The sequence below is a fragment of the Sulfurospirillum sp. UCH001 genome, assembly GCF_001548035.1.
In the GTDB taxonomy this organism is placed as follows: Bacteria; Campylobacterota; Campylobacteria; order Campylobacterales; family Sulfurospirillaceae; genus Sulfurospirillum.
In genome coordinates, this window is the sequence record NZ_AP014723.1 from 1,441,066 (window position 1) to 1,461,147 (window position 20,082).

The 20,082-nt window shown below is 37.2% G+C and carries 21 protein-coding genes and 1 pseudogene; 16 read left to right on the forward strand and 6 right to left on the reverse strand.

Annotation, left to right across the window (positions count from 1 at the left end; translation table 11 throughout):
- Window positions 1–28 precede the first annotated feature (28 nt).
- From aroB to UCH001_RS07285, 15 genes are all read left to right on the forward strand, one after another.
- Window positions 29–1,075, forward strand: a complete 1,047-nt coding sequence (gene aroB, locus UCH001_RS07215; protein WP_067176240.1) for a 3-dehydroquinate synthase — start codon at window positions 29–31, stop codon at window positions 1,073–1,075.
- Entirely contained in the window at window positions 1,068–2,675 is a 1,608-nt protein-coding gene (locus UCH001_RS07220) for a mechanosensitive ion channel family protein (RefSeq protein WP_067176243.1), read from the forward strand. Before aroB ends, UCH001_RS07220 begins: the two co-directional genes overlap by 8 nt.
- Window positions 2,656–3,900, forward strand: coding sequence for a tRNA (N(6)-L-threonylcarbamoyladenosine(37)-C(2))-methylthiotransferase MtaB (mtaB, locus tag UCH001_RS07225; protein WP_067176245.1), 1,245 nt, complete (start codon window positions 2,656–2,658; stop codon window positions 3,898–3,900). The genes UCH001_RS07220 and mtaB overlap by 20 nt, the downstream gene beginning before the upstream one ends.
- Entirely contained in the window at window positions 3,887–5,548 is a 1,662-nt protein-coding gene (locus UCH001_RS07230; RefSeq protein WP_067176248.1) for an AAA family ATPase, read from the forward strand. The genes mtaB and UCH001_RS07230 overlap by 14 nt, the downstream gene beginning before the upstream one ends.
- On the forward strand, window positions 5,535–6,047 hold the full coding sequence (gene bioV / locus UCH001_RS07235) for a pimelyl-ACP methyl ester esterase BioV (protein WP_067176251.1): 513 nt from the start codon (window positions 5,535–5,537) through the stop codon (window positions 6,045–6,047). Before UCH001_RS07230 ends, bioV begins: the two co-directional genes overlap by 14 nt.
- Before the next feature lie 16 nt (window positions 6,048–6,063).
- Window positions 6,064–6,402 (forward strand): DUF3465 domain-containing protein, encoded by a 339-nt coding sequence (locus UCH001_RS07240; protein ID WP_067176253.1) that lies wholly within the window; start codon window positions 6,064–6,066, stop codon window positions 6,400–6,402.
- A gap of 45 nt (window positions 6,403–6,447) precedes the next feature.
- Window positions 6,448–6,957 carry a hypothetical protein gene (locus tag UCH001_RS07245; protein WP_067176256.1) on the forward strand — a complete coding sequence of 170 codons (510 nt, stop codon included), beginning with the start codon at window positions 6,448–6,450 and terminating at the stop codon, window positions 6,955–6,957.
- Between the two features lie 70 nt (window positions 6,958–7,027).
- Window positions 7,028–7,606, forward strand: coding sequence for a pseudouridine synthase (locus UCH001_RS07250; protein WP_067176258.1), 579 nt, complete (start codon window positions 7,028–7,030; stop codon window positions 7,604–7,606).
- Window positions 7,607–7,767: 161 nt separating this feature from the next.
- A complete protein-coding gene (locus UCH001_RS07255; protein ID WP_067176261.1) occupies window positions 7,768–8,241 on the forward strand; it encodes a hypothetical protein in 474 nt (157 codons plus the stop codon).
- A gap of 24 nt (window positions 8,242–8,265) precedes the next feature.
- On the forward strand, window positions 8,266–8,802 hold the full coding sequence (gene def, locus UCH001_RS07260) for a peptide deformylase (RefSeq protein ID WP_067176264.1): 537 nt from the start codon (window positions 8,266–8,268) through the stop codon (window positions 8,800–8,802).
- 109 nt (window positions 8,803–8,911) lie between these two features.
- Window positions 8,912–9,526 carry a TetR/AcrR family transcriptional regulator gene (locus UCH001_RS07265; RefSeq protein WP_067176266.1) on the forward strand — a complete coding sequence of 205 codons (615 nt, stop codon included), beginning with the start codon at window positions 8,912–8,914 and terminating at the stop codon, window positions 9,524–9,526.
- Complete coding sequence (locus tag UCH001_RS07270) at window positions 9,523–10,755, forward strand: TolC family protein (RefSeq protein WP_067176269.1); 1,233 nt, start codon at window positions 9,523–9,525, stop codon at window positions 10,753–10,755. Before UCH001_RS07265 ends, UCH001_RS07270 begins: the two co-directional genes overlap by 4 nt.
- Window positions 10,752–11,450, forward strand: coding sequence for an efflux RND transporter periplasmic adaptor subunit (locus UCH001_RS07275; protein WP_067176271.1), 699 nt, complete (start codon window positions 10,752–10,754; stop codon window positions 11,448–11,450). Before UCH001_RS07270 ends, UCH001_RS07275 begins: the two co-directional genes overlap by 4 nt.
- Window positions 11,451–11,453: 3 nt before the next feature.
- Complete coding sequence (locus UCH001_RS07280; RefSeq protein WP_067176274.1) at window positions 11,454–14,483, forward strand: efflux RND transporter permease subunit; 3,030 nt, start codon at window positions 11,454–11,456, stop codon at window positions 14,481–14,483.
- A gap of 242 nt (window positions 14,484–14,725) precedes the next feature.
- Window positions 14,726–15,208 (forward strand): outer membrane beta-barrel protein, encoded by a 483-nt coding sequence (locus UCH001_RS07285; RefSeq protein ID WP_067176277.1) that lies wholly within the window; start codon window positions 14,726–14,728, stop codon window positions 15,206–15,208.
- Window positions 15,209–15,244: 36 nt separating this feature from the next.
- Here UCH001_RS07285 and UCH001_RS07290 read toward each other — a convergent pair whose 3' ends face one another.
- Entirely contained in the window at window positions 15,245–15,457 is a 213-nt protein-coding gene (locus UCH001_RS07290) for a hypothetical protein (RefSeq protein ID WP_067176280.1), read from the reverse strand.
- 185 nt (window positions 15,458–15,642) lie between these two features.
- Between UCH001_RS07290 and UCH001_RS07295 the strand changes: the two genes are divergently transcribed.
- Window positions 15,643–15,957 (forward strand): hypothetical protein, encoded by a 315-nt coding sequence (locus UCH001_RS07295; protein WP_067176282.1) that lies wholly within the window; start codon window positions 15,643–15,645, stop codon window positions 15,955–15,957.
- A gap of 43 nt (window positions 15,958–16,000) precedes the next feature.
- On the opposite strand, the gene UCH001_RS13565 is transcribed toward UCH001_RS07295, so the two are convergent.
- The 5 genes and pseudogenes from UCH001_RS13565 to UCH001_RS07315 form a co-directional block, all read right to left on the reverse strand.
- Window positions 16,001–16,654: a methyl-accepting chemotaxis protein gene (locus UCH001_RS13565; RefSeq protein WP_371258014.1), complete on the reverse strand. Its 654-nt coding sequence runs from the start codon at window positions 16,652–16,654 to the stop codon at window positions 16,001–16,003.
- A gap of 210 nt (window positions 16,655–16,864) precedes the next feature.
- Window positions 16,865–18,004: pseudogene (locus UCH001_RS13570) on the reverse strand (FIST signal transduction protein); the annotation flags it as partial.
- A 346-nt stretch (window positions 18,005–18,350) separates the two neighbouring features.
- The gene (locus UCH001_RS07305) at window positions 18,351–19,001 is read right to left on the reverse strand and encodes a ferritin family protein (RefSeq protein ID WP_067176287.1); all 651 of its coding nucleotides are present in this window, start codon (window positions 18,999–19,001) and stop codon (window positions 18,351–18,353) included.
- Between the two features lie 111 nt (window positions 19,002–19,112).
- Entirely contained in the window at window positions 19,113–19,397 is a 285-nt protein-coding gene (locus UCH001_RS07310) for a hypothetical protein (protein ID WP_231963911.1), read from the reverse strand.
- Between the two features lie 3 nt (window positions 19,398–19,400).
- Entirely contained in the window at window positions 19,401–19,994 is a 594-nt protein-coding gene (locus tag UCH001_RS07315) for a hypothetical protein (RefSeq protein ID WP_067176290.1), read from the reverse strand.
- Window positions 19,995–20,082 lie beyond the last annotated feature (88 nt).

The window sequence follows — 20,082 nt, forward strand, 5'->3', positions numbered from 1 at the left end:
TATAGAATAAAAAAATTTTGGATAGCGCATGCAAGTCAATGTTGTCTTAAACAAACAGAGTTCGAAAGATTATAGTGTTCATATTGGAAAATTAGAAAAACTTGTATTTGACACAAAAGTTTTAGTCGTAACAAACTCCACCGTTGCGGCTTTGCACCTTGAAACACTCAAAAACCATATTGCTGCAAAAGAACTTCATACCATCATTTTACCTGATGGGGAAATGTACAAAAACTTTGAAAGCCTAAATCTCATTTTAAATGCGTGTTTTGAACATCGATTGGATCGTCAATCCCTGCTGATTGCTTTTGGCGGTGGTGTTATCGGCGATATGACAGGTTTTGCCGCTTCAATTTATCAAAGAGGCATTAACTTTATCCAAATTCCAACAACACTTTTAGCACAAGTCGATGCTAGTGTCGGCGGAAAAACAGGTATCAATAACAGTTATGGCAAAAATCTCATCGGTTCTTTTTGGCAACCACGCGCGGTTTATTGTGACAGCACATTTCTTCAAACTCTACCAAAACGTGAATTTGCTGCAGGTGTTGCTGAGATTATCAAAATGGCAGTAACGTTTGATAAAAACTTTTTTGAATGGCTTGAACGACACGATTTAAGTGATGAAACAAATCTTAAAATCGCAATTCATAAAAGCATCGCGATTAAAGCTGATGTCGTTTCACAAGACGAGACAGAAAAAGGCATACGTGCTGTTTTAAATTATGGTCACACGTTTGCACATGTCATTGAAAATCAGACCCATTACAGTACCTATCTGCATGGAGAAGCCGTTGCTATTGGTATGGTCATGGCAAATACGCTTGCCATCAAACTAAACCTTCTTAATGCGGAAGATGCTTTACGTATCAAAGCTCTCTTAGAGCGTTACGAATTACCAACACACTATAAAATTGATTCGCTAGAAACATTTTATGATGCATTTTTCTTAGATAAAAAAAGTGCCAATGATAAAATCACATTTATTTTCGCCAAGGGTATCGGCGGTAATGAAATGCGTAGTGATGTCCCTAAAGAGACGGTTTTAAAAGCACTAGGAGAAAGCCATGCTTAAAAAAATTCTTTGGCTTGTTTTACTCTCATCGACTCTTCTTTTCGCAACAGATAACAATAGCACCAAACTAGAAGATGCCATCAAAACAGATGCCATTCATCAAAAAATTGCAGCCATTGATGAAGCTATCAAAGATAATTTATGGTTCAAGCGTTATGGAAATTATCTGAGCTATCAAAAGCTCATTGAAGAGCTCTCAACGGTTGATGCTGAGATTAAAAAATTTAAAAACACCAAAGATAAAGTTACTCTTGAAAAATACGAAAAATTGGTCTCTAAACAAGAATCTTTAGAAAAACAGATTGAATTATTGCAAGAGTTCAAAAACTCTCCATTTAGCAAAATGGTTGAGCCTGTTGAGCTTGAAAGTTATCCAAAAATCACCAACCCTTTTGCGATTATTTCAGCACTATCATATGTTAAAAAGATCAAACAAGACAGCATGGATTATAAAGTACGTCTTGATCGTTTGGACTTTTTGGTCGGAAAACTCAAAGAAAAACTCTCGTTACTTGAAGAGTTGTACCAAATTGAACCTATCATGATCAATGAAGATATGGTCTATGAAGCACAAAAAGAGCTCAATGCCTTTATTGCTGCCCAAGAAATAGCCAATACCAGTTACACATTACACGTTAAAAAAGTTGAAGAAGCAACCATCCGTGTTACTCAAGACATTACGTTACAAATGAAACGTGCCTTTAACATTGGTATTTTCATTGTTGTCGTCATCGTTTTCACACTTTTACTCAAATTTGTTGCAAAGCGCTATATTAAGGACAATGATCGTTTTTATACTGCCAATAAAATCATTAACTTTGTAAACGTCACTTTAATTATTCTCATTTTACTTTTTTCTTACATTGAGAACGTTTCCTACCTTGTTACAGTATTAGGATTTGCTTCTGCGGGTATCGCGATTGCAATGAAAGACTGGTTTATGAGCATTCTTGGATGGATGGTGATCATCTTTGGCGGTAGTTTTCATGTTGGCGATCGTATTAAGGTCAAAAAAGATGGTCTTTCATACGTAGGTGACATTGTCGATATCTCTTTGCTTCGTATGACAGTTTTAGAAGACATCACTTTAACAAGCTATCTTGAAAATACACGTGCAGGAAGGATTTTCTTTGTTCCAAACAATCTGATCTTTTCCTCTGTTATTTCCAATTATACGCATAGCACTATGAGAACGGTTTGGGATGGCATCAATATTTATATCACGTTTGATTCAAATCATAAAAAAGCAGTTCATATTGCACGTGAAATTACCAAAAAATATTCAAAAGGTTATACCGATATCGCGAGAAAACAGCTCAATTTACTTCGCAGTCAATACAGCCTTAAAAATACAAATGTAGAACCTCGTATTTTTGCCTTTGTTGAACAACAAGGTTTTTGTATCAATTGTTGGTATATGACCAATTCATATGCGGCGCTTTCTCTTAGAGGTACTATCGGATGCGAAATCATCGATGCATTTAACCAAGAGTCCGATATCACCATTGCTTACCAAACTCAAAATATCAATTTTGGGAAACAAGAAAAACCTGTTCCTTCTGAACCACCAAAGAGTCCCGATGAAAAAAGTCTTTTTTAAAACGTTTGGCTGTCGTACCAACATTTACGATACCCAAGTGATGATGGAAAATCTCACTGATTTTGAAATCACCGAAAATGAACAAAATGCTGACATCATCGTTGTAAACTCATGTACCGTTACCAATGGAGCCGATACGGGTGTGCGTAGCTACATTAACCATGCAACAAAAGAGGGAAAAAAAGTCATCGTTGCAGGCTGTGGCGCGATCAGTAAAGGGGAGAGCCTTTTTAATCAAAAAAAAGTTTTTGGCGTTATGGGGCACTCTGAAAAATCGCAGATCAATACACTCTTAAAACAAGATACACCGTTTTATCAAATCGGTGACCTTACCTCGCTTGATGAAACCATTGTGCATGAATACACAGGTAAAACCAAAGCTTTCATCAAAATCCAAGAAGGGTGTAACTTTAGATGTAGTTACTGCATTATTCCCTACGTTAGGGGTAATGCACGAAGCCAAGACGAAGCAAAAATTATCGAACAAGTGCAAAAATTGGCACTGAATGGCTATGGTGAGTTTGTTCTGACAGGTACAAACATCGGTAGTTACGGTAAAGATAAAGGAAGCTCTCTTGGAAAACTCGTTCAACGCTTAGGCGCTATTAGGGGTGTTCGTCGTATTCGTCTTGGGAGCATTGAGCCTGTACAGATTGACGATAGCTTTAGAGAGATTTTGAGTGAGCCTTGGTTGGAGCGCCATTTACACGTTGCACTTCAGCACACTTCTGAACGTATGCTAGAGCTTATGCGAAGACGCAATAACGTTAAGCGCGACTTGGAACTTTTCACAGAACTTAGTGAGCGTGGTTTTGCTTTAGGAACCGATTTTATCACGGGACACCCAGGAGAGAGTGAAGAAATTTGGCAAGAGGCATATGCCACTTTGGAAAAGTTTCCACTCACACATTTGCATGCTTTTACCTACTCAAAACGTGACGGAACACCTTCTGCGACCATGAAACCAGAAGTCAAAGGCGATATTGCCAAAGAGCGTCTTAAAAGTATTGAAGCGCTTATAGAGTCGAAAAACATAATGTTTAGAGAAAAAAATAATGCAATACCTCTCAATGTCTTAGTCGAAGAGTTCAAGGATGACCACTACATCGGTTATGACCAATTTTTTAATAAAGTCATTATACAAAGTTCAAGAGACCTGCTTAAAGAGTGGGTGACTATCGAAAAATACGAAGTAAAACAGGAGGGAAACTATGCACATTTTTAAATCCCAAAAACTGATGCTCTCTTTAATGGCACTCAGCATTTTTATCGTTTTACTTGCTTTTGGGTATGTGCGAGATTCTGCTAAAATTATTGACCTACCAACCTACCATGCACTTTTAGAAAGTGGTGGCATTAAAAAAGCAAAAGTCGAAGATAACGAAGTATGGTTGTATGGGCTTAAAGATGAATTTGTCATTATCAAAGATGGCATTGACATTGGTGAGCTTCTTAAAAAAGTACCTATTGAAGTTAAAAAATCCAATCCTATTTTTGAAGACCTTATTATTTTAGGCATGCTTGGTAGTTTACTGTTTGCACTGCTTATTTATGCACGCAAAAAACGCGCAGAAGATCTTAAAAAAGAACAAGACAACAACCAAAAGGCTTATGCAAGCTACGATCCTTTTATGAGTAGCATCATTCGTCCAGTTCGTGCACAAGTGAGTTTTAGAGATGTTGCAGGCATCAAAGATGTCAAAGAAGAACTTGAAGAAATCGTGGACTTTCTTAAAAACCCCGCACGCTACAAACGTTATGGCATAACTCTTCCAAAAGGCGTGCTTCTTGTAGGTCCTCCAGGTGTGGGTAAAACGATGATCGCCAAAGCAGTTGCAGGGGAGGCGAGTGTGCCTTTCTTCTATCAAAGTGGCGCTACGTTTGTGCAGATTTACGTTGGTATGGGCGCTAAGAGGGTTAAAGAGCTTTTTTCTCAAGCGAAGGCTCATGCACCATCCATCATCTTTATCGACGAAATTGATGCCGTAGGACGTGCGCGTGGCGGTATGCGTAATGATGAACGCGAATCAACATTGAACCAGCTTCTTACCGAAATGGACGGCTTTGAAGACAGCAGTGGTGTCATCGTCATCGCTGCAACCAATAAAATCGACATTATCGATGAAGCACTGCTTCGCTCAGGACGTTTTGATAGACGCATCTTCATCCCACTTCCCGATAAAAATGACCGCTTAGAGATTTTGAAAACCTATATGCGCAACAAACCGACAGAAGTCGATTTAAACGAGCTTGCCAACATGAGTGTGGGCTTTAGCGGTGCAGCACTGGCAACCTTTGTCAATGAAGCTGCCATCAATGCGCTTCGCCGAGGCTCAACCATCCTAGAACTGGGCGATTTTGTAGCTGTACGCCAAAAAGTCTTGATGGGTAAGAAAAAAGTACTCAGTTTCTCCGATGAAGAGAAGAAAATCCAAGCGTTATACCAAGCTGCGAAAGCGCTGTGTGCGTACTGGTTTGAGATAGACTTCGACAAAATCACCATCGTCAATGACCGACTCAAAGATATGGATCGAGAAATCGAGTCAAAAACCCAAATGCTCTCAAAAATCAAAGTCTATCTTGCAGGTATGGTCGCAACCAAACTGGCTTATAATGAAAAGTTTACCAACGCTACAGAAGATTTGAGTCGTGCGACGGCCATCGCCAAAGAGATGGTCGAAGTCTATGGCATGGGAGAAAAACTCATACCATATGAGAGCGATATACTGCTTATTTTAGAAAATGCACACAAAGAACTGGAGCACTTTTTAGAAGGGATGAATACTGTACTAGAGAAAGTCTCTCATGAGCTTTACACCGTAGAGAGCATCTCCAAAGTGCGCTTAAAAGCCATCATTGATGAAGTTCTTTAGTGGTTTTTGCCTTGCCAATGAGCAAGAACTCTTTGCTCCATACCTCATCCGAAGCGACTTTACCGTTGCTGGGTTTAGTTATGGAGCAATAAAAGCCCTAAAATGCGCTCTTTCCTCTACTACACGCATCGACACACTCCAACTCTTTTCACCTGCCTTTTTTCAGGATAAAGACGCCAAGTTTAAAAAGCTTCAAACCCTCTCATTTTCCAAAAACGGTGAAGCTTATACACAAAATTTTATGCAAAATATTGTGTATCCTTCCTCTTTTAATATGCAACCATTTTTCAAGCAAGGAAGCCTAGAAGAGCTACATGAGCTATTACACTACACATGGGATGAAGCAGCATTAAAGGCTTTAAAAGAGCGTGGTATAAATATCGAAGTGTATGTGGGCGAATGCGACACTATCATCAATGCTATGGCAGTCAAAGAGCTTTTTGTGCCTTATGCTACGGTCTATTATTTCAAGCGTGTTGGGCATATACTTAAAGATTAAAAAGGAAATTTTCATAATGAAAAAATTAGTTTTAGTGGCACTTTTGAGTTTAAATGTTTTTGCAGGTACACCACTGTGTGACTCTGGTAAAGTTATCAAACTACTTAGTGATGACAACGTAGGCAATCGTCACCAACGCTTTATCGTCAAACTTGCTTCTGGCAAAACACTCCTTATAGCCCATAACATAGACCTTGCACCCAAAGTGACGACGTTGCAAGAGGGTGGAGTAGTAAAATTTTGCGGTGATTTGGAAACCAACGATAAAGGCGGCGTAGTACACTGGACACACCGCGACCCACACAATAAACACGTTGCTGGGTACTTAGAATACAATGGGCAGAAATACGAGTAAGATAAAAAAATCCTAGTTCTTCTTGATAAAAAATAAGGATCTTCAATGTTAGGTTATGTAGGAGCACGTCCTTTTGAATTATTTGAACATTTAAATAATGATGTTATAAAAAGCTTACAAATGCTAGAAGATGATAAAGAAAGCCAATGTTTAAGAAGATTTTTTGTGAAAAGTGCTTTTTCTTATATTGAATGTATTCCATATTGTTTAAAATATCATTTGAGAAGAAAATTACATAGAGTATCATATGAATTAAACGAAAAAGAAAAAGATTTATTGTATGAAACTAGTGATTTTAAAATAAGTCTCCTAGATAACTTTAAACAAACGTTTAAATTAGCGAAAAAAATGCTAAATAAGGTAAATTTTGATTTAAAAACCTCAGGACAAGAATTTCAATTATTAAGAAAATCAATTCATGTTAGAGATAAAATAACGCATCCAAAAAAATTTAGAGACATCGAAATATCTGATAAAGAAGTCTATTATGTATTAACATCGGTTAAATATGTTGAAGAAATTTTTTTAGATTTTCTAAGTTACAAAACAAAATAAAGTCAGCTATTACCCCACTCAGTATGATAGCTGACTTTTTAGGGTATGCCAACGCCAAGGCATCATTCGAATGAATAAACCACCAACCCCATCCAAAGAACTACTCGTTCTCAACAAACCTAAGGGCTATGTGGTAACGCGTTCGGATGACCTTGGGCGAAAGACGGTTTATGAGCTGTTACCCCTGTGGGCGTATGATGAGGGGTGGATGCCCATAGGTCGGCTTGATTTGGAGTCAAAAGGGCTTTTACTCTTTACGACCAACAGCAAACTAAACCACGCACTCACCACGCCTAAAAAGTGCATCAAAGTCTATGAGATTTGGGTGAGGGGGCATGTCACAGATGAGCACATCCAAAATGCCTTAAAAGGAGTGCAAAGCCCTGTGGGATTACTTCAAGCGCTAGAGGTTAAGAAAATAAGTACGGGTGGGGCAAAAACAAAACTTCGTGTAAAGATAGACGAGGGAAAAAACCGACACATTCGCCGTCTTTTTGGAGCACTGAAAGACCCAAAATTTGGCACGCCTTTAAAAGTTTTGGAGCTAAGTCGAATCAGCATCGGGAGTTTTAACCTTGACATCCCAAGTGGTGAGTGGCGTTACTTAAGTGTCGATGAAGAAAAGATGCTCATAAAGAACCTTGTTTAATACAAAATGTTTAAGTGATTTAATATTTAAACAATAGAAATTTTTTATGAGAAGAAAAGGCTCAGAGTTTACCTTTTAACCCTCACTTTCTTTAGATGTAACATTTCTCTTTTTGAACACTTTTTATATAATATCTCAAAATAATGTTAAAGGAGGGCATAATGATACTGTTGGAGAACATCAGCAACGATATACTAAAGCTACTAGGTGAATTAGAAAGTATCTTAAAACATGCAAACATCAACGACATTGCGACAAAAACTAACACACAACATCGTACCGTGAAGCAGATCGTCGGTCACCTATGCGATTCGGCATCAAACAACACACACCGCATCGTTCATTTGCAGTATCAAAACAGCCCGCTCATCTTCCCAGATTATGCAAATCTTGGCAAAAACGATCTTTGGATAAAGCTCCAAGACTATAATAACTACGATTGGGAAGACTTGCAAGCACTCCTTAAAGCCGTGACCAAACACGTTGCCCATGTCATTAGAAATATCGACAACTCAAAGCTCCAAAATAAATGGATCAGCGCATTAAACGAGCATATAAGTTTAGAAGCGATGATCGTGGATTATCCACGTCATTTTAAATTGCATCTTGATGAAATCGTTGATTTAACGCATTAAACGATTATTTTAAAGGAGTAAACGATGCCACAACACTTAGAGATCTTCCAACTAGGCGCTCCCATCATCCGCATGGTAGCAAAAAGAGTGCCTGACATCAAAGCAGTAGAGATTCAAACGCTCATCGATGACATGATCCAGACGTGTGTGGAGTCTAAGGGTGTTGGCATCGCAGCGCCACAAATAGGGCATTCTCTAGCCATCATGATTATGGCCTCTTATCCAAATACACGCTATCCATACGCGCCACAGATGGAACCAACCGCGTTGATTAACCCTAGAGTTATTGATTATACGGAAGAACAAGTGAAAGACTGGGAAGGGTGCTTAAGCTTACCTGGCATTAGAGCTCTTGTACCAAGACATACGTATATTGAAGTTCAGTACTTCGACAGAGAGGGCAGGGAACAAACGGTTGTCTTTAGAGACTTTCTTGCACGTCTTTTCCAACATGAATATGACCATCTTATCGGTAAAGTATTTATCGACAGAGTGGAGAGCACACAAGACGTCATTATGGAGAAAGAGTATCAACGTCTTATGCGAAAAGAAATTGACTAATTTTTTTCTTACCCCATATAAATAATTTTAAAATCCATTGACTTTCAAATTGAAAAGATGTAACATTTCATAAAATAAATGACTGACGGTCATTCATTATTGGAGTATTATGGCTAGAATAATAGATAAAGAAGAAAAGCGGTGCGACATAGCACTCTCAGCTATTAATCTTTTTTGCGAAAAGGGCATACAACAAACCAGTATCGACGAAATCGCAAAAAGTGCTGGGGTAGCAAAAGGCACAATTTACCTCTACTTTAAAAACAAAGAAGAGATTGTCTTTGCTATTTGGGATGTAATTGCGGGGCGTCATCGTGAGGCATTTGCAAAACGTGTAAGAGCTGATATGAGCGCTAAAGAGAAAATTTTAGAGTTCTACAACTTTACAGAATGTGAAGAAGAGCAAAACAAAGAACAAGTTCTTATGCTCTATCAACATTTCGTAAGTTCTATGCTCATCGATAAAACAGGGTTATACACAGCATACTTTGAAAGCTTTTTTCAAGAGGATTATGACTTTATCATGAATGCCTTAAATGAGGGCATTGCGCGAAAAGAATTTTGTGTTGACAACATTGAATTACTCACCACAACAATCATTTTACTCTTAAAAGGCGTTTTAATCAGAGCCAAAGCTAACAATATGGGCTTTCATGAAGCTCAAACATCACTCATCAACCATATTACCTATTTACTTGATATAGGAACAAGGAAAGTATCATGAAAAAATTAAGTCTTTTATGTCTCTTTCCACTGCTTGCGTTCTCAGGAAACCTACAACAGCTTCTTACTCTTGCAGAACAAAACAAACACGTGGAATCTTCACGCTATGAGCTTGAAGCAGCAAAAGAAAAAGAGTATGCCACTAAGAGCGGGTATATGCCAAGCCTCAGTTTTGGAGCCAATCAAACATACAATCAAGAAGAGAGTATGCTTTCTCCAGAAAAAAGTCGTACAGGCGCAGCAACACTCTCTTTTACCATTTACGATGGTGGAAAACGTGAAGCACTGTTCAGTCAACAAGAAGCCCTTGTCAAAGCTGCCACATTTTCTCTTGCATCTGTTCAAAATAACGTCTCATTAAATGTCATCTACTACTATTTCAACTACATCAGTACACTTGCAAGCAAAGAATCAACGCTGCAAAAGATGGAACAGTTAGAAGCAGAACGTTATAGACTCGAAAAATACCTTTCAGTAGGCTCCGCAACGGCAGATGAACTTCAAAAGATCATCTCATCCATTGAGCAAACGAAAGTCGATCTTTTAACCCTAGACAACACGCTTAACAACATTTCCAACACCTTAGAGTACTTAACAGGAAAAGAAGTAAGTGTTGAAGCGGGTTCATCCGTTAGACTGCAAGAAACACAAAGTAGCGATGATGCAAAACGTTTCGACATCCAAGCGCTTGAAGAAAGCGTACAAAGTGCTAAAGCGGAAGCAGAAGCTGCAAAAGCTCCTCACTTGCCAACGATCAAAATAGAAGATACATACTCTCGTTTCAAATATGACTATGCTAATCCATTATGGAATTCAGATGCAGATCATCAAAATACTGTGCAACTGAGTATGCAATGGAAAATTTTTGACTTTGGTTCAACCTCAGCCTCTGTACAAGCTGCTCAAAAAAACTATCTTGCTAAGAGCAGTGATTTAGCCTATGAAAAACAAAAAGCCAAAGCAAGTTATAAGAGCGCTCAAAACAGCTATAAAACAGCACTTGCAAAGATAGATGCCGCAAAAGCAAGACTCTCTGCCTCAGAGATGACGTATGAACTTGTTAAAAAGAAATTTCAACAAGGCATTGTCAATAACGTTACGTATCTTGATGCATTGACGGACAAATTCAATGCAAGGTCACAACTTCAAACAGCATTGAATGAAGTCGAATACCAAAAAGCCGTACTACTCTACGAAATGGGTAAAGAAATAAAAGGAGCCATCCAATGAAAAAAACGTTAATAGCCACACTACTTATGTTTCAAGCCCTTGTTGCAGGGGAAGTTTACGCAACATTTGATGTTGTCAGTGAAAAGAGCTCCGAATTAGGACTTTCTATATCAGGTGTTGTAGGCACACTTCATGTAGAAGTGGGAGACCGTGTTAAAAAAGGAGACTTACTTCTTTCTTTACAAAATGCTCAAGAAAAAAATGAGTATGAAATCGCACGCAAAAATGCTGAGCATTCTGTAAAAACCTATGAACGATACGCAAAAATATCAGATGTAATCGATAAAGAAAAGATGGAAAACTATCTCTACGACAAAGATATACAGCTTTTAAATGCCCAAAACAAAGAGATTATCTTCAAAAAAACAGAACTTCGCGCACCTTATGATTTGGTCGTTACAAAGAAAAATACCGAACTTGGTAACATTGTTTTAGGTTCTCAAACCAAACTTTTAACCGTTGAAAGCACACGTGATGTAAAACTTGTTTTAAAATTTGATGAGAAATATTGGACCAAAGTTAAAGTAGGGCAAAAATTTACCTATAAAGTCGATGGAAGCGATAAAAAATATGAAGGTGTCATTAGTAAAATCTATCCTACTATTCTTCAAAGTACACGAGAAATGCAAGCTGAAGTCAAAGCAACAGATCTAATGCCAGGACTCTTTGGTAATGGCATGATTAGCGTGGAATAACCCATGTATAAATTAGCCATCAATCGTCCCATAACCACCCTTATGGGTGTTTTAACCTTTATTGTTTTTGGTTTGATGTCGTACAACACCATGCCAATCAACCTCTACCCAAACGTAGATTTTCCTATTGTTACGGTACAAACAACCTACAATGGGGCAGATCCTTCTACCGTTGAGACAAAAGTAACCGATAAAATTGAAGAAGCGGTTTCTGGAGTTGACGGCATCGATAAACTCATGTCAACCAGTTATGAAGGTCTTAGCGTAGTCACCATTCAGTTTAAACTGACTAAAAACATCGATGTTGCGACCAATGACGTCCGTGATAAAATAGGCGCACTGAACCTTCCTAGTGAAGTTGAAAAACCTGTGGTGAAAAAGCTAGGTGCAACAGGCGGTGTCATCAACCTTTTTGTCGCAAGCGATGGAAAAAATGATATTGCCCTCATGCGTCTTGCCGATGAGAAACTCAAACCAAAACTCCAGAGAGTTAAAGGTGTTGGTGAAGTCAATATTATCGGTTTTCAAGATCGTGAAATTCGCATCTTCCTTGATCCATTTTTACTAAATAAGTACAATCTGAGTGCATCTGATCTTAGTGGCATTATTTCAAGACAAAACGTTAAACAAGGCGCTGGAAAGATGATCAACAAAGATCAAGAGATCATCATCAAAGCCGAAGGAGATGCTGCAAACATACAAGAGATCGAAGAGTTACTTGTCAAGCCCGGTGTTCGTCTTAAAGACATCGCTACCGTTGTAGATGGACTGAGTGATGCTAAGAGCTTTTCTTCTTACAATGGACAAAGAGGTGTTACACTTGAGGTCAAAAAAATCGCAGGTGAGAATGTTTTAAACATTATCGCTGGTGTTAAAAAAATCTTGCCAGATCTTCAACTCTTAGCAGGAAAAAATAACGAAATTAAAATCTTGCAAGACCAATCTGAAAAAATTATGGTCAATATCGACAATGTTCGTTTTGACCTCATCTTTGGTGCATTTTTATCGATTGTTATTGTATTTGCATTTTTACGTAATATGACAGCTACGATTGTTTCTGCCCTTGCAATTCCAACATCTGTTATTGGAACATTTGCCATTATGAATTCACTAGGGTATGACCTTAACCGTCTTACACTTATTGGTCTGACACTTGCAATTGGTATTTTTATCGATGACGCCATCGTTGTTATCGAGAACATCATGAAAAAGATGGAAGAGGGGCAAAAGCCTTTCCAAGCCTCATTTGAGGGTATTAAAGAGGTTGCATTTTCGATTCTCGCTATCTCATCTGTTTTATTAGCTGTATTTATTCCTGTTGCCTTTATGGATGGTATCGTTGGTATGTTCTTTAACTCATTTGCGATGACAGTAGCTTCAGGTATTGTGATTTCATACCTTGTAGCGGTTATGTTTGTTCCTTCCATTGGTGCAAGGCTTTTAAGTGCAAAAGAGAGTAAGTTTTATTATGCAACAGAACCCATTTTAAAAGCCGTCGATAAAGGGTATGTTTCTATCTTAAAACCATTGCTTCGCTTTAAAACACTGACAGTTCTAGCAACGTTTGGATTCTTGTTTGCATCTATGACACTCAAAGTAGGTATGGACTTCCTTCCTATGCAAGATAACAGTGAATTCCAAATCACGATTAAAGGACCCGTAGGCATTAACCTTGAAACAATGAAACAAAAGGTTATTCCTATTGATGAGATGTTAAAAGGCGACCCATCTATCTCTTATTCTATTGTCTCGGTAGGATATGATTCGGCAAAAAGTATCCATAAAGCGCGCATTTATGTAAAACTAAAACCTGTTAAAGAGAGAACCGTTTCACAACTTACACTCATCCAACAATACAGAGAAAAAATGAAAAACATTGAAGGGCTTGTTATCGCTGTTGAAAAAGTAGATGACTTTAACACAGGCGGAACAACAGCACCACTTCAAATCGTTCTCACAGGTGATAAATTTGAAACGTTAGATGAAACTTCAACCAAGTTGATGGAATTTTTAAAATCAACACAAGGCATTGTTGATGTCGATAGAGACTATGAAAGTGGCAAACCTGAGATGAAACTCAGCATTCTTCGAGAAAATGCCCAAAGAGTAGGGGTGAGCGCTAAAGAAATCGCTGCAGTCGTAGGTTCAGCATATTCAAGCGATAGCGCTATCTCATACTATGAAGACAATGGTAAACAATTCGACATTACTGTGCGTTTTAGAGATGACTTTAGAATGTCTCTTGACGATATGAAAAAATTACAAGTTAAAAATGCCAATGGTGAATTTGTAGCACTTGAAGGCTTGATTGATTTTGAAGAGAGTTTGGGAACAGCTTCTATTAATCGTTTCGACCGCGAACGAAAAATCCTCGTAACAGCGAGCACCGTAGGGCTATCACTCGATAAAGTTGTTGTAAAAGTCGAAGAGGAAATGAAGAAAATCTTACCTGAGGGGTATCATTACCGCTTTACGGGTGATGTTGAAAATATGAGTGATACAGGCAAAGCCTTTGGTGCGGCTGTACTTCTAGCAGTTATTTTAATTTACCTGATTCTAGCAGCACTTTACGAATCACTCATTCAACCATTCATCATTATGATTTCTATGCCACTTTCATTAACAGGTATTATGGTTGCCTTATATCTAAGTGGCAATACCTTTAGCCTTTTTGTTATGATTGGTATTATCTTACTCTTGGGTATGGTTGGTAAAAATGCGATTTTGGTTGTTGACTTTGCAAACCGTGCTATAAAAGAGGGCAAAAGTATTGATGATGCCCTACTAGAAGCAGGCGAAAAACGTCTTCGCCCAATTTTAATGACAACCTTTGCGATGATAGGCGCTATGATGCCTCTTGCCTTTGGCAGTGGAGCAGGGCATGAAGCAAACGCGCCTATGGCGCTTGCTATTATTGGTGGTCTTTTAAGTTCTACTATTTTGACATTACTCGTTGTCCCTGCCATCTATAAGTTTATGTACCCTATGGATAGTTGGTTACGTAAATGGTATGAAAAAGGCACGGTTCACTAAACACTTTTTTGAAATGCAAGAGGTAATTTTTCATCAATGCCTCTTGCAAAAACTCCTATTTTCCCTCATTTATTCCAAAATCGGCATACTTTTTGCTTTCATCTTTCCGTATTTTCAATTGTTGCGGTTCTTGGTTATCACACCAAGCGGATAAAAGAGTCTAACTCTTTTTAGGTATGAAAAAATCTCATACCAGTGTCTGAGTTTTCAGGCATGCCTTATTATTGTTTCAAAGGATGAAGATGAAAAAGGTCTTATGTTTGGCTTCAATTGCAGCAGTGCTTGCGTTGAACAGCTATGCGAAAGATTATGGTGAGTATGTACATGGTAGCATTTCTAGTGCCAGTGTTGATGGTGAGCATAAAGCAGCGTACACTATTGGTTATGGTATCACGAAAACTCTTGATAATAAAGTCTTTTTTGGTGTTGCATTTGATGGTGAATATTCCAATTTATCGGATGGTTCACTCTATGGTGCAGGAACTGATTTTAAATTAGGTTACAATGTTTGGGACAAAGTGAATGCTTATGGTATTCTTGGTGCAAAACTCCAATCTGTTGATGGTAATGCAGGTTATGGTTTAGGATATGGACTTGGTGTTGACTATCCAATTACACGAACAATTTCAGCAGCTGTTGAGTATAAAAACTACAATATGAATGCAAGCAACATTCCAGATTATGACTATAAAACTTTAGGTCTTAATCTTAAATACGCGTTCTAAAATTCTTGCAGGGAGGTCAAATCCCTGCACATCTTCTTATTTATTTCTCTTTCTATCTTTTTTTGCTTGCTTTGCTTTTGCTTTTGCCTTTGCTTTTTGGGCATCACTCATTTTGGCTTTGTCTGAATTGACAGCACCAACATTGGTTTGCTTGCCTTGGTACGGAACTGTGTGTTTTTGTTGCGTTGCTAAAGCTGCCATTTTATAGCCATTTTCCATCTTTACACTATTATTAATTAATCCACCCATTATGTATCCTTTCTGATGATTTAAAAGAGTATTGGAGAAAAATCGTTGAGAGTTTTATAACGATATAGTTTTATTATACTTGAATCTTGCTTCAAACCATGTAAAAATAGCTAATACATTTAGCCTTGTTTTCAGCCTAGTTGATTACAATAGCATCTACAATTTACAGCCAAAGAGGGAAATGTATGTTAGAAGAAAACCTACTAAGCATCCAACAATATGCACTCAAACATAAGATGAGCACTTTTGCTGTTGTCAAACTGGTCAATGCAAAAAAACTTAAAACTGTAAAAAAACGTCATGATGGCGAAGAACAAGAATACATCATCGACGATACATTACCACGTCGTAAAGAAACAAACAACGATACGATAATGACAGCAGAATTGGAGCAAAATACAAAAATTGACTACGAAGCCGAATTTCATAAACTTTTAGCAAAATATATTGAAGTTCAAGAAAAATACACCAAATTGATAGAAGAAAATAAAAAAGCTTAAAAGAAGAGGGCATATGTGTATATGCCCTGCAAACTGTAGAAATTTAATGATTTAGAATATCAAGTGTTTTCTCATACACACTCAATTTTTCAAGCTCTTTGTTTAACTCATCGGTTAAACGAGATTGAGATCGAAGTTCATTGGAAATTGTATGACTTTTACCTGCCAAATTCTCCATATCAGAAGAGAGTGCATTACTTTTTGAAGAAACTTCCAGTAACCCACTACTGACACCACTCATCGTTTTACTGATGTTCTCAACCGCTTGAATAATCGTACTGACCGATACATTAGTTTCAGAAAGACTTTTTTGGGTACGTTCTGCTAGCTTTCGTACTTCATCAGCAACGACAGCAAACCCACGACCATGTTCACCTGCACGGGCTGCTTCAATAGCCGCATTCAATGCTAAAAGATTGGTTTGATCTGCGATATCAGAGATCACACTTAAAACAACACGAATATCACGAACGTTATTGGTAAGGTTTTCTACTTCAATGGCAAGATTTGCATTGTCAGCGCTTCCTTTTTCCATACTTGAAGAGAAGATCACAAACTCTTTTTCAACCGTAGAAAGATTTGTTTCTATTGCGTCTATGGCTGCTCCAGCGTGTTGCAGTGTTACGCCGATGGTCTGAAGAACTGGCATACTTTGTTTCATTTGTTCAAGCATCGCTTTGTTGATATTATTGATCATATCTTGGCGATTAATCTTGCGTTGTAAGAAATAGCTTTTAAATCCAGCATATTTTTGAACAAAATTATCAATGTATTCATCTTCAAAATTTGTTCCATCTACCTGATAAAAAAAGATCGCTGTTAATGTTTGGTTGATATTAACACCTAAAAGCTCCCCAAACGTTGAAAAGCCTACAACAGGTATCTCTTTAAATGTAAACAGTTTATTGATCTCTTGGTTATTACACAAACGCCTTAAAACACAATCATTAAAAATTGCGCCAATGCTCTTAGGTTTATTGCGACTAAATTCAGCATAATCATGATTTGTCGTCTGAACAAAATCTGTTTTTTCAAGCAAAATAAGCTCTTCACCAGATTCGATATCACAATAAAAATGAATAGTATCGTTTGCTACATCTATGGCTGCAACAGAACGAATGTAAATCTCTCCATTAATTTCAATACCAAACGTATAATTGGTAAGTTTTGCATTTAATTCATTAGCAGGACACCTAAAATGCTCACTTAAAGCACTCACAACACCGATACCCATATTTGTTTTATGGTCTAAAAAAGCATGAATAGTACGTGCAATCGGATTGGCTGCTAACACAGTAAATGATGTTGATGTTTTTCTGAAATTTTGACTTTTAAAGACACCAAAACGATACTCTGGTGCCAATTTGATGAATGTAACAACTGCATGATGACGTAACGTACGTGTTCCATCATAAATATAAGTGTTTTGAAAATCAAGTTTACCACCAGCACTACCACCAATCAGCAAACAGGGGAATTTAGCTACATTGTAAACGGCTTCCATAAAAAAGCTCTCACTAGCACTTAATCCATCGATGAGTGTATAGCCCAAAGTGTCATCAGAACGCATTTTAAATGGAACACGTACTTTTTTGACCTCTTCAGCAATCATAGCTGAACGCTCAGCTGCTGTTTTTTTACTTGTTGCCATATCTTCGCTTTTTAATGGTATAGAAGCGACATAAACATCACTCACCATGGAAGAAGAAAAAAGCATCAAAACTATATTATCGCCTTCACCAGCATTTGCACCTGAATAGAGGGAGGGAAGGGGATTTGTACCATTAAGACTACATAATTCGCCTGCTGTTGTTGAGAGAATTAGCGTGGTATCATTTGGAAGAACATTTTTTAATTTTGATGAAATTGAATTAAAATCTAAAGAGGACGAAACAAAACCTAAAACAACTTTCGGTTTAAAAGAAACGTTTTCAAGCAACGATGTAATCATAGCTTCTTTTAATGCTAAAGTTACAATGGCGTCATTTGCATTTGCTTGAGATTTATGGAAGGCTGTTTGTTCTTGTGAACGAAAGAAACTTAACATTGGGCTTTCCTTTTTGCATATTGGTATAACTCATAATCTACACAATTATTCATCCTAACTTGGGAATAATAAAGATGTTCTTAAAATCTATTTTCAAAGTATTTTGAAATCACTTAGCTCACATCAGTGTTTCAAAATCGCTTATCTAAAATATAGTACATAAACTGCATAGCATGAAAATAGCGTTCATATCGTCCATAGGTGTTTATAGTTATATTGAAGTCATTGAAAGGAAGTATGGTTACATGCAGTTTATTTAATTATTGAAAACTGTAATTTTCAAAGTTAAATAGATAAAAGAAAGGGTATATAGAGTCAACCATTCTGGCAGACTCTATACAACAAATTAAATACCTAAATCTTGACGTTTGAAGTATTCTTTTCCAACTTTACATAATGGACAAGCATTTGGTGCTTTTTTACCTCTGTGAATATGGCCACACACTTCACATACCCAAATTTCTTCTTCTTCATCAGCGAAGAATCCATCTTCTCTCATTGCGTCTTGAAGTGCTTTGTATTCACGTTCATGTTCAACTTCAACTTTACCAATAGCATTAAAAAGACGTGCAAGTTCTTTATGACCTTCTTCTTCTGCAATTTTTGCAAAACCAGGATACATCGTTTCATGCTCATAATGTTCACCAGCCATTGCTGAATCAAGATTTTTAAGTGTTATTTCTGTTTCTGCACCATCTACTAATTTATGGTATGCTTTAAATTCTGCACGTGCATGCCATTTTTCATTTTCTGCTGCTTCTCTAAAGTGACGTGCAACTGCATGCCAACCCTCTTCTTGTGCAATATCAGCAAATAAGTCATATTTGTTTCGTGCTTGAGATTCACCTGCAAAAGCTTTCATTAAATTGACAGCAGTTAGATCTGTAGTAATACACTCCATTGCTTGTCCACAACAGGTAAGCTTACCGCCACCTACATTTTGAACCTCTACTTCGTTACCGCATTTACTGCACTTATAGGTCTCATACTGTCTCATTTTTTCTCCTTAAAATTTATGGTGTTATTGTAATCAAGAACTACTTAAATAATAATTAATTCTAAATGATAAATTTTATTATCTATAATATCTCTTTTATAGAGAATTATTTTATTGAGAATATTTTTTGCCTTTTACAAGCTTTTTTTTGAGATTTTTTGCTATTCCATACAGTGTAATAATAATCCAAAAGACCTCTATTAAAAATGAACCTAGATTAAAATGTACCAGTAAAGAGATAATTAATGCAATAGCACCTAAAAGATTTAAAAACTGATAACCGATGGAATGTATATCGTATTTGCCTATTTGTAACAAAAAATAGGCTAAAACGATACAAGCCATTCCTAAAAAACCAAGCCACTGATAAAAATCCATCTCAATAGGTGCCATCATTGACTATAAAATTCCTTTTTTACTAAAAAAATCTTCAATTGCTTTCACTGAAAACGCTTTATCATACATATAAAGCTCTTGCCATGTTTTTCCTTCTAAAAACGTCTTTGTTTCGATTTGGTATTTGTGTTTAGTGTATTGAACGAACTCCAAAACAGTGCTAAATAAAAGTGCATACTGTGCAGAAGTAAACTTTTTGAGAAGATCAAATAATCGATAATAATTTACCATCTTTTTACTTGACTCTTCACCCATTCTTAGAGACCAAATGCGCCCAGCAAATTCATGTTGGTACTCAACGCCACTGCGGATTTCTAGAGAAAATTCTCTTAGTCCTTGTAAAAATGTCTCTTTGGGTAAAAAATCTGTAGTATTATGGAAGAAAAGATAGATACTAAACAGAAAGAGATCTTCAGCGCATGGTGCATATGCTTTAATTTCTGCATATGTCTCTTGTTCAACACCTAACTGCATTCGAAGATAGGCCAAGTGTTTTACACGCCAGTTATCTTTTTGTTCTGCCCTCTTCTGCCACTCTATCAATGTCGGTCTTGGTATATCATAACGCTCAACTAAAGGCTTGTAAGACGTCTGCATAGCTTACTCCCAAGTCAGAATACATTATTCTATTACATTTTGTTAAATATTTCAATACTTTAGAGGTGGGTGTGAAAGGTAATGTCAA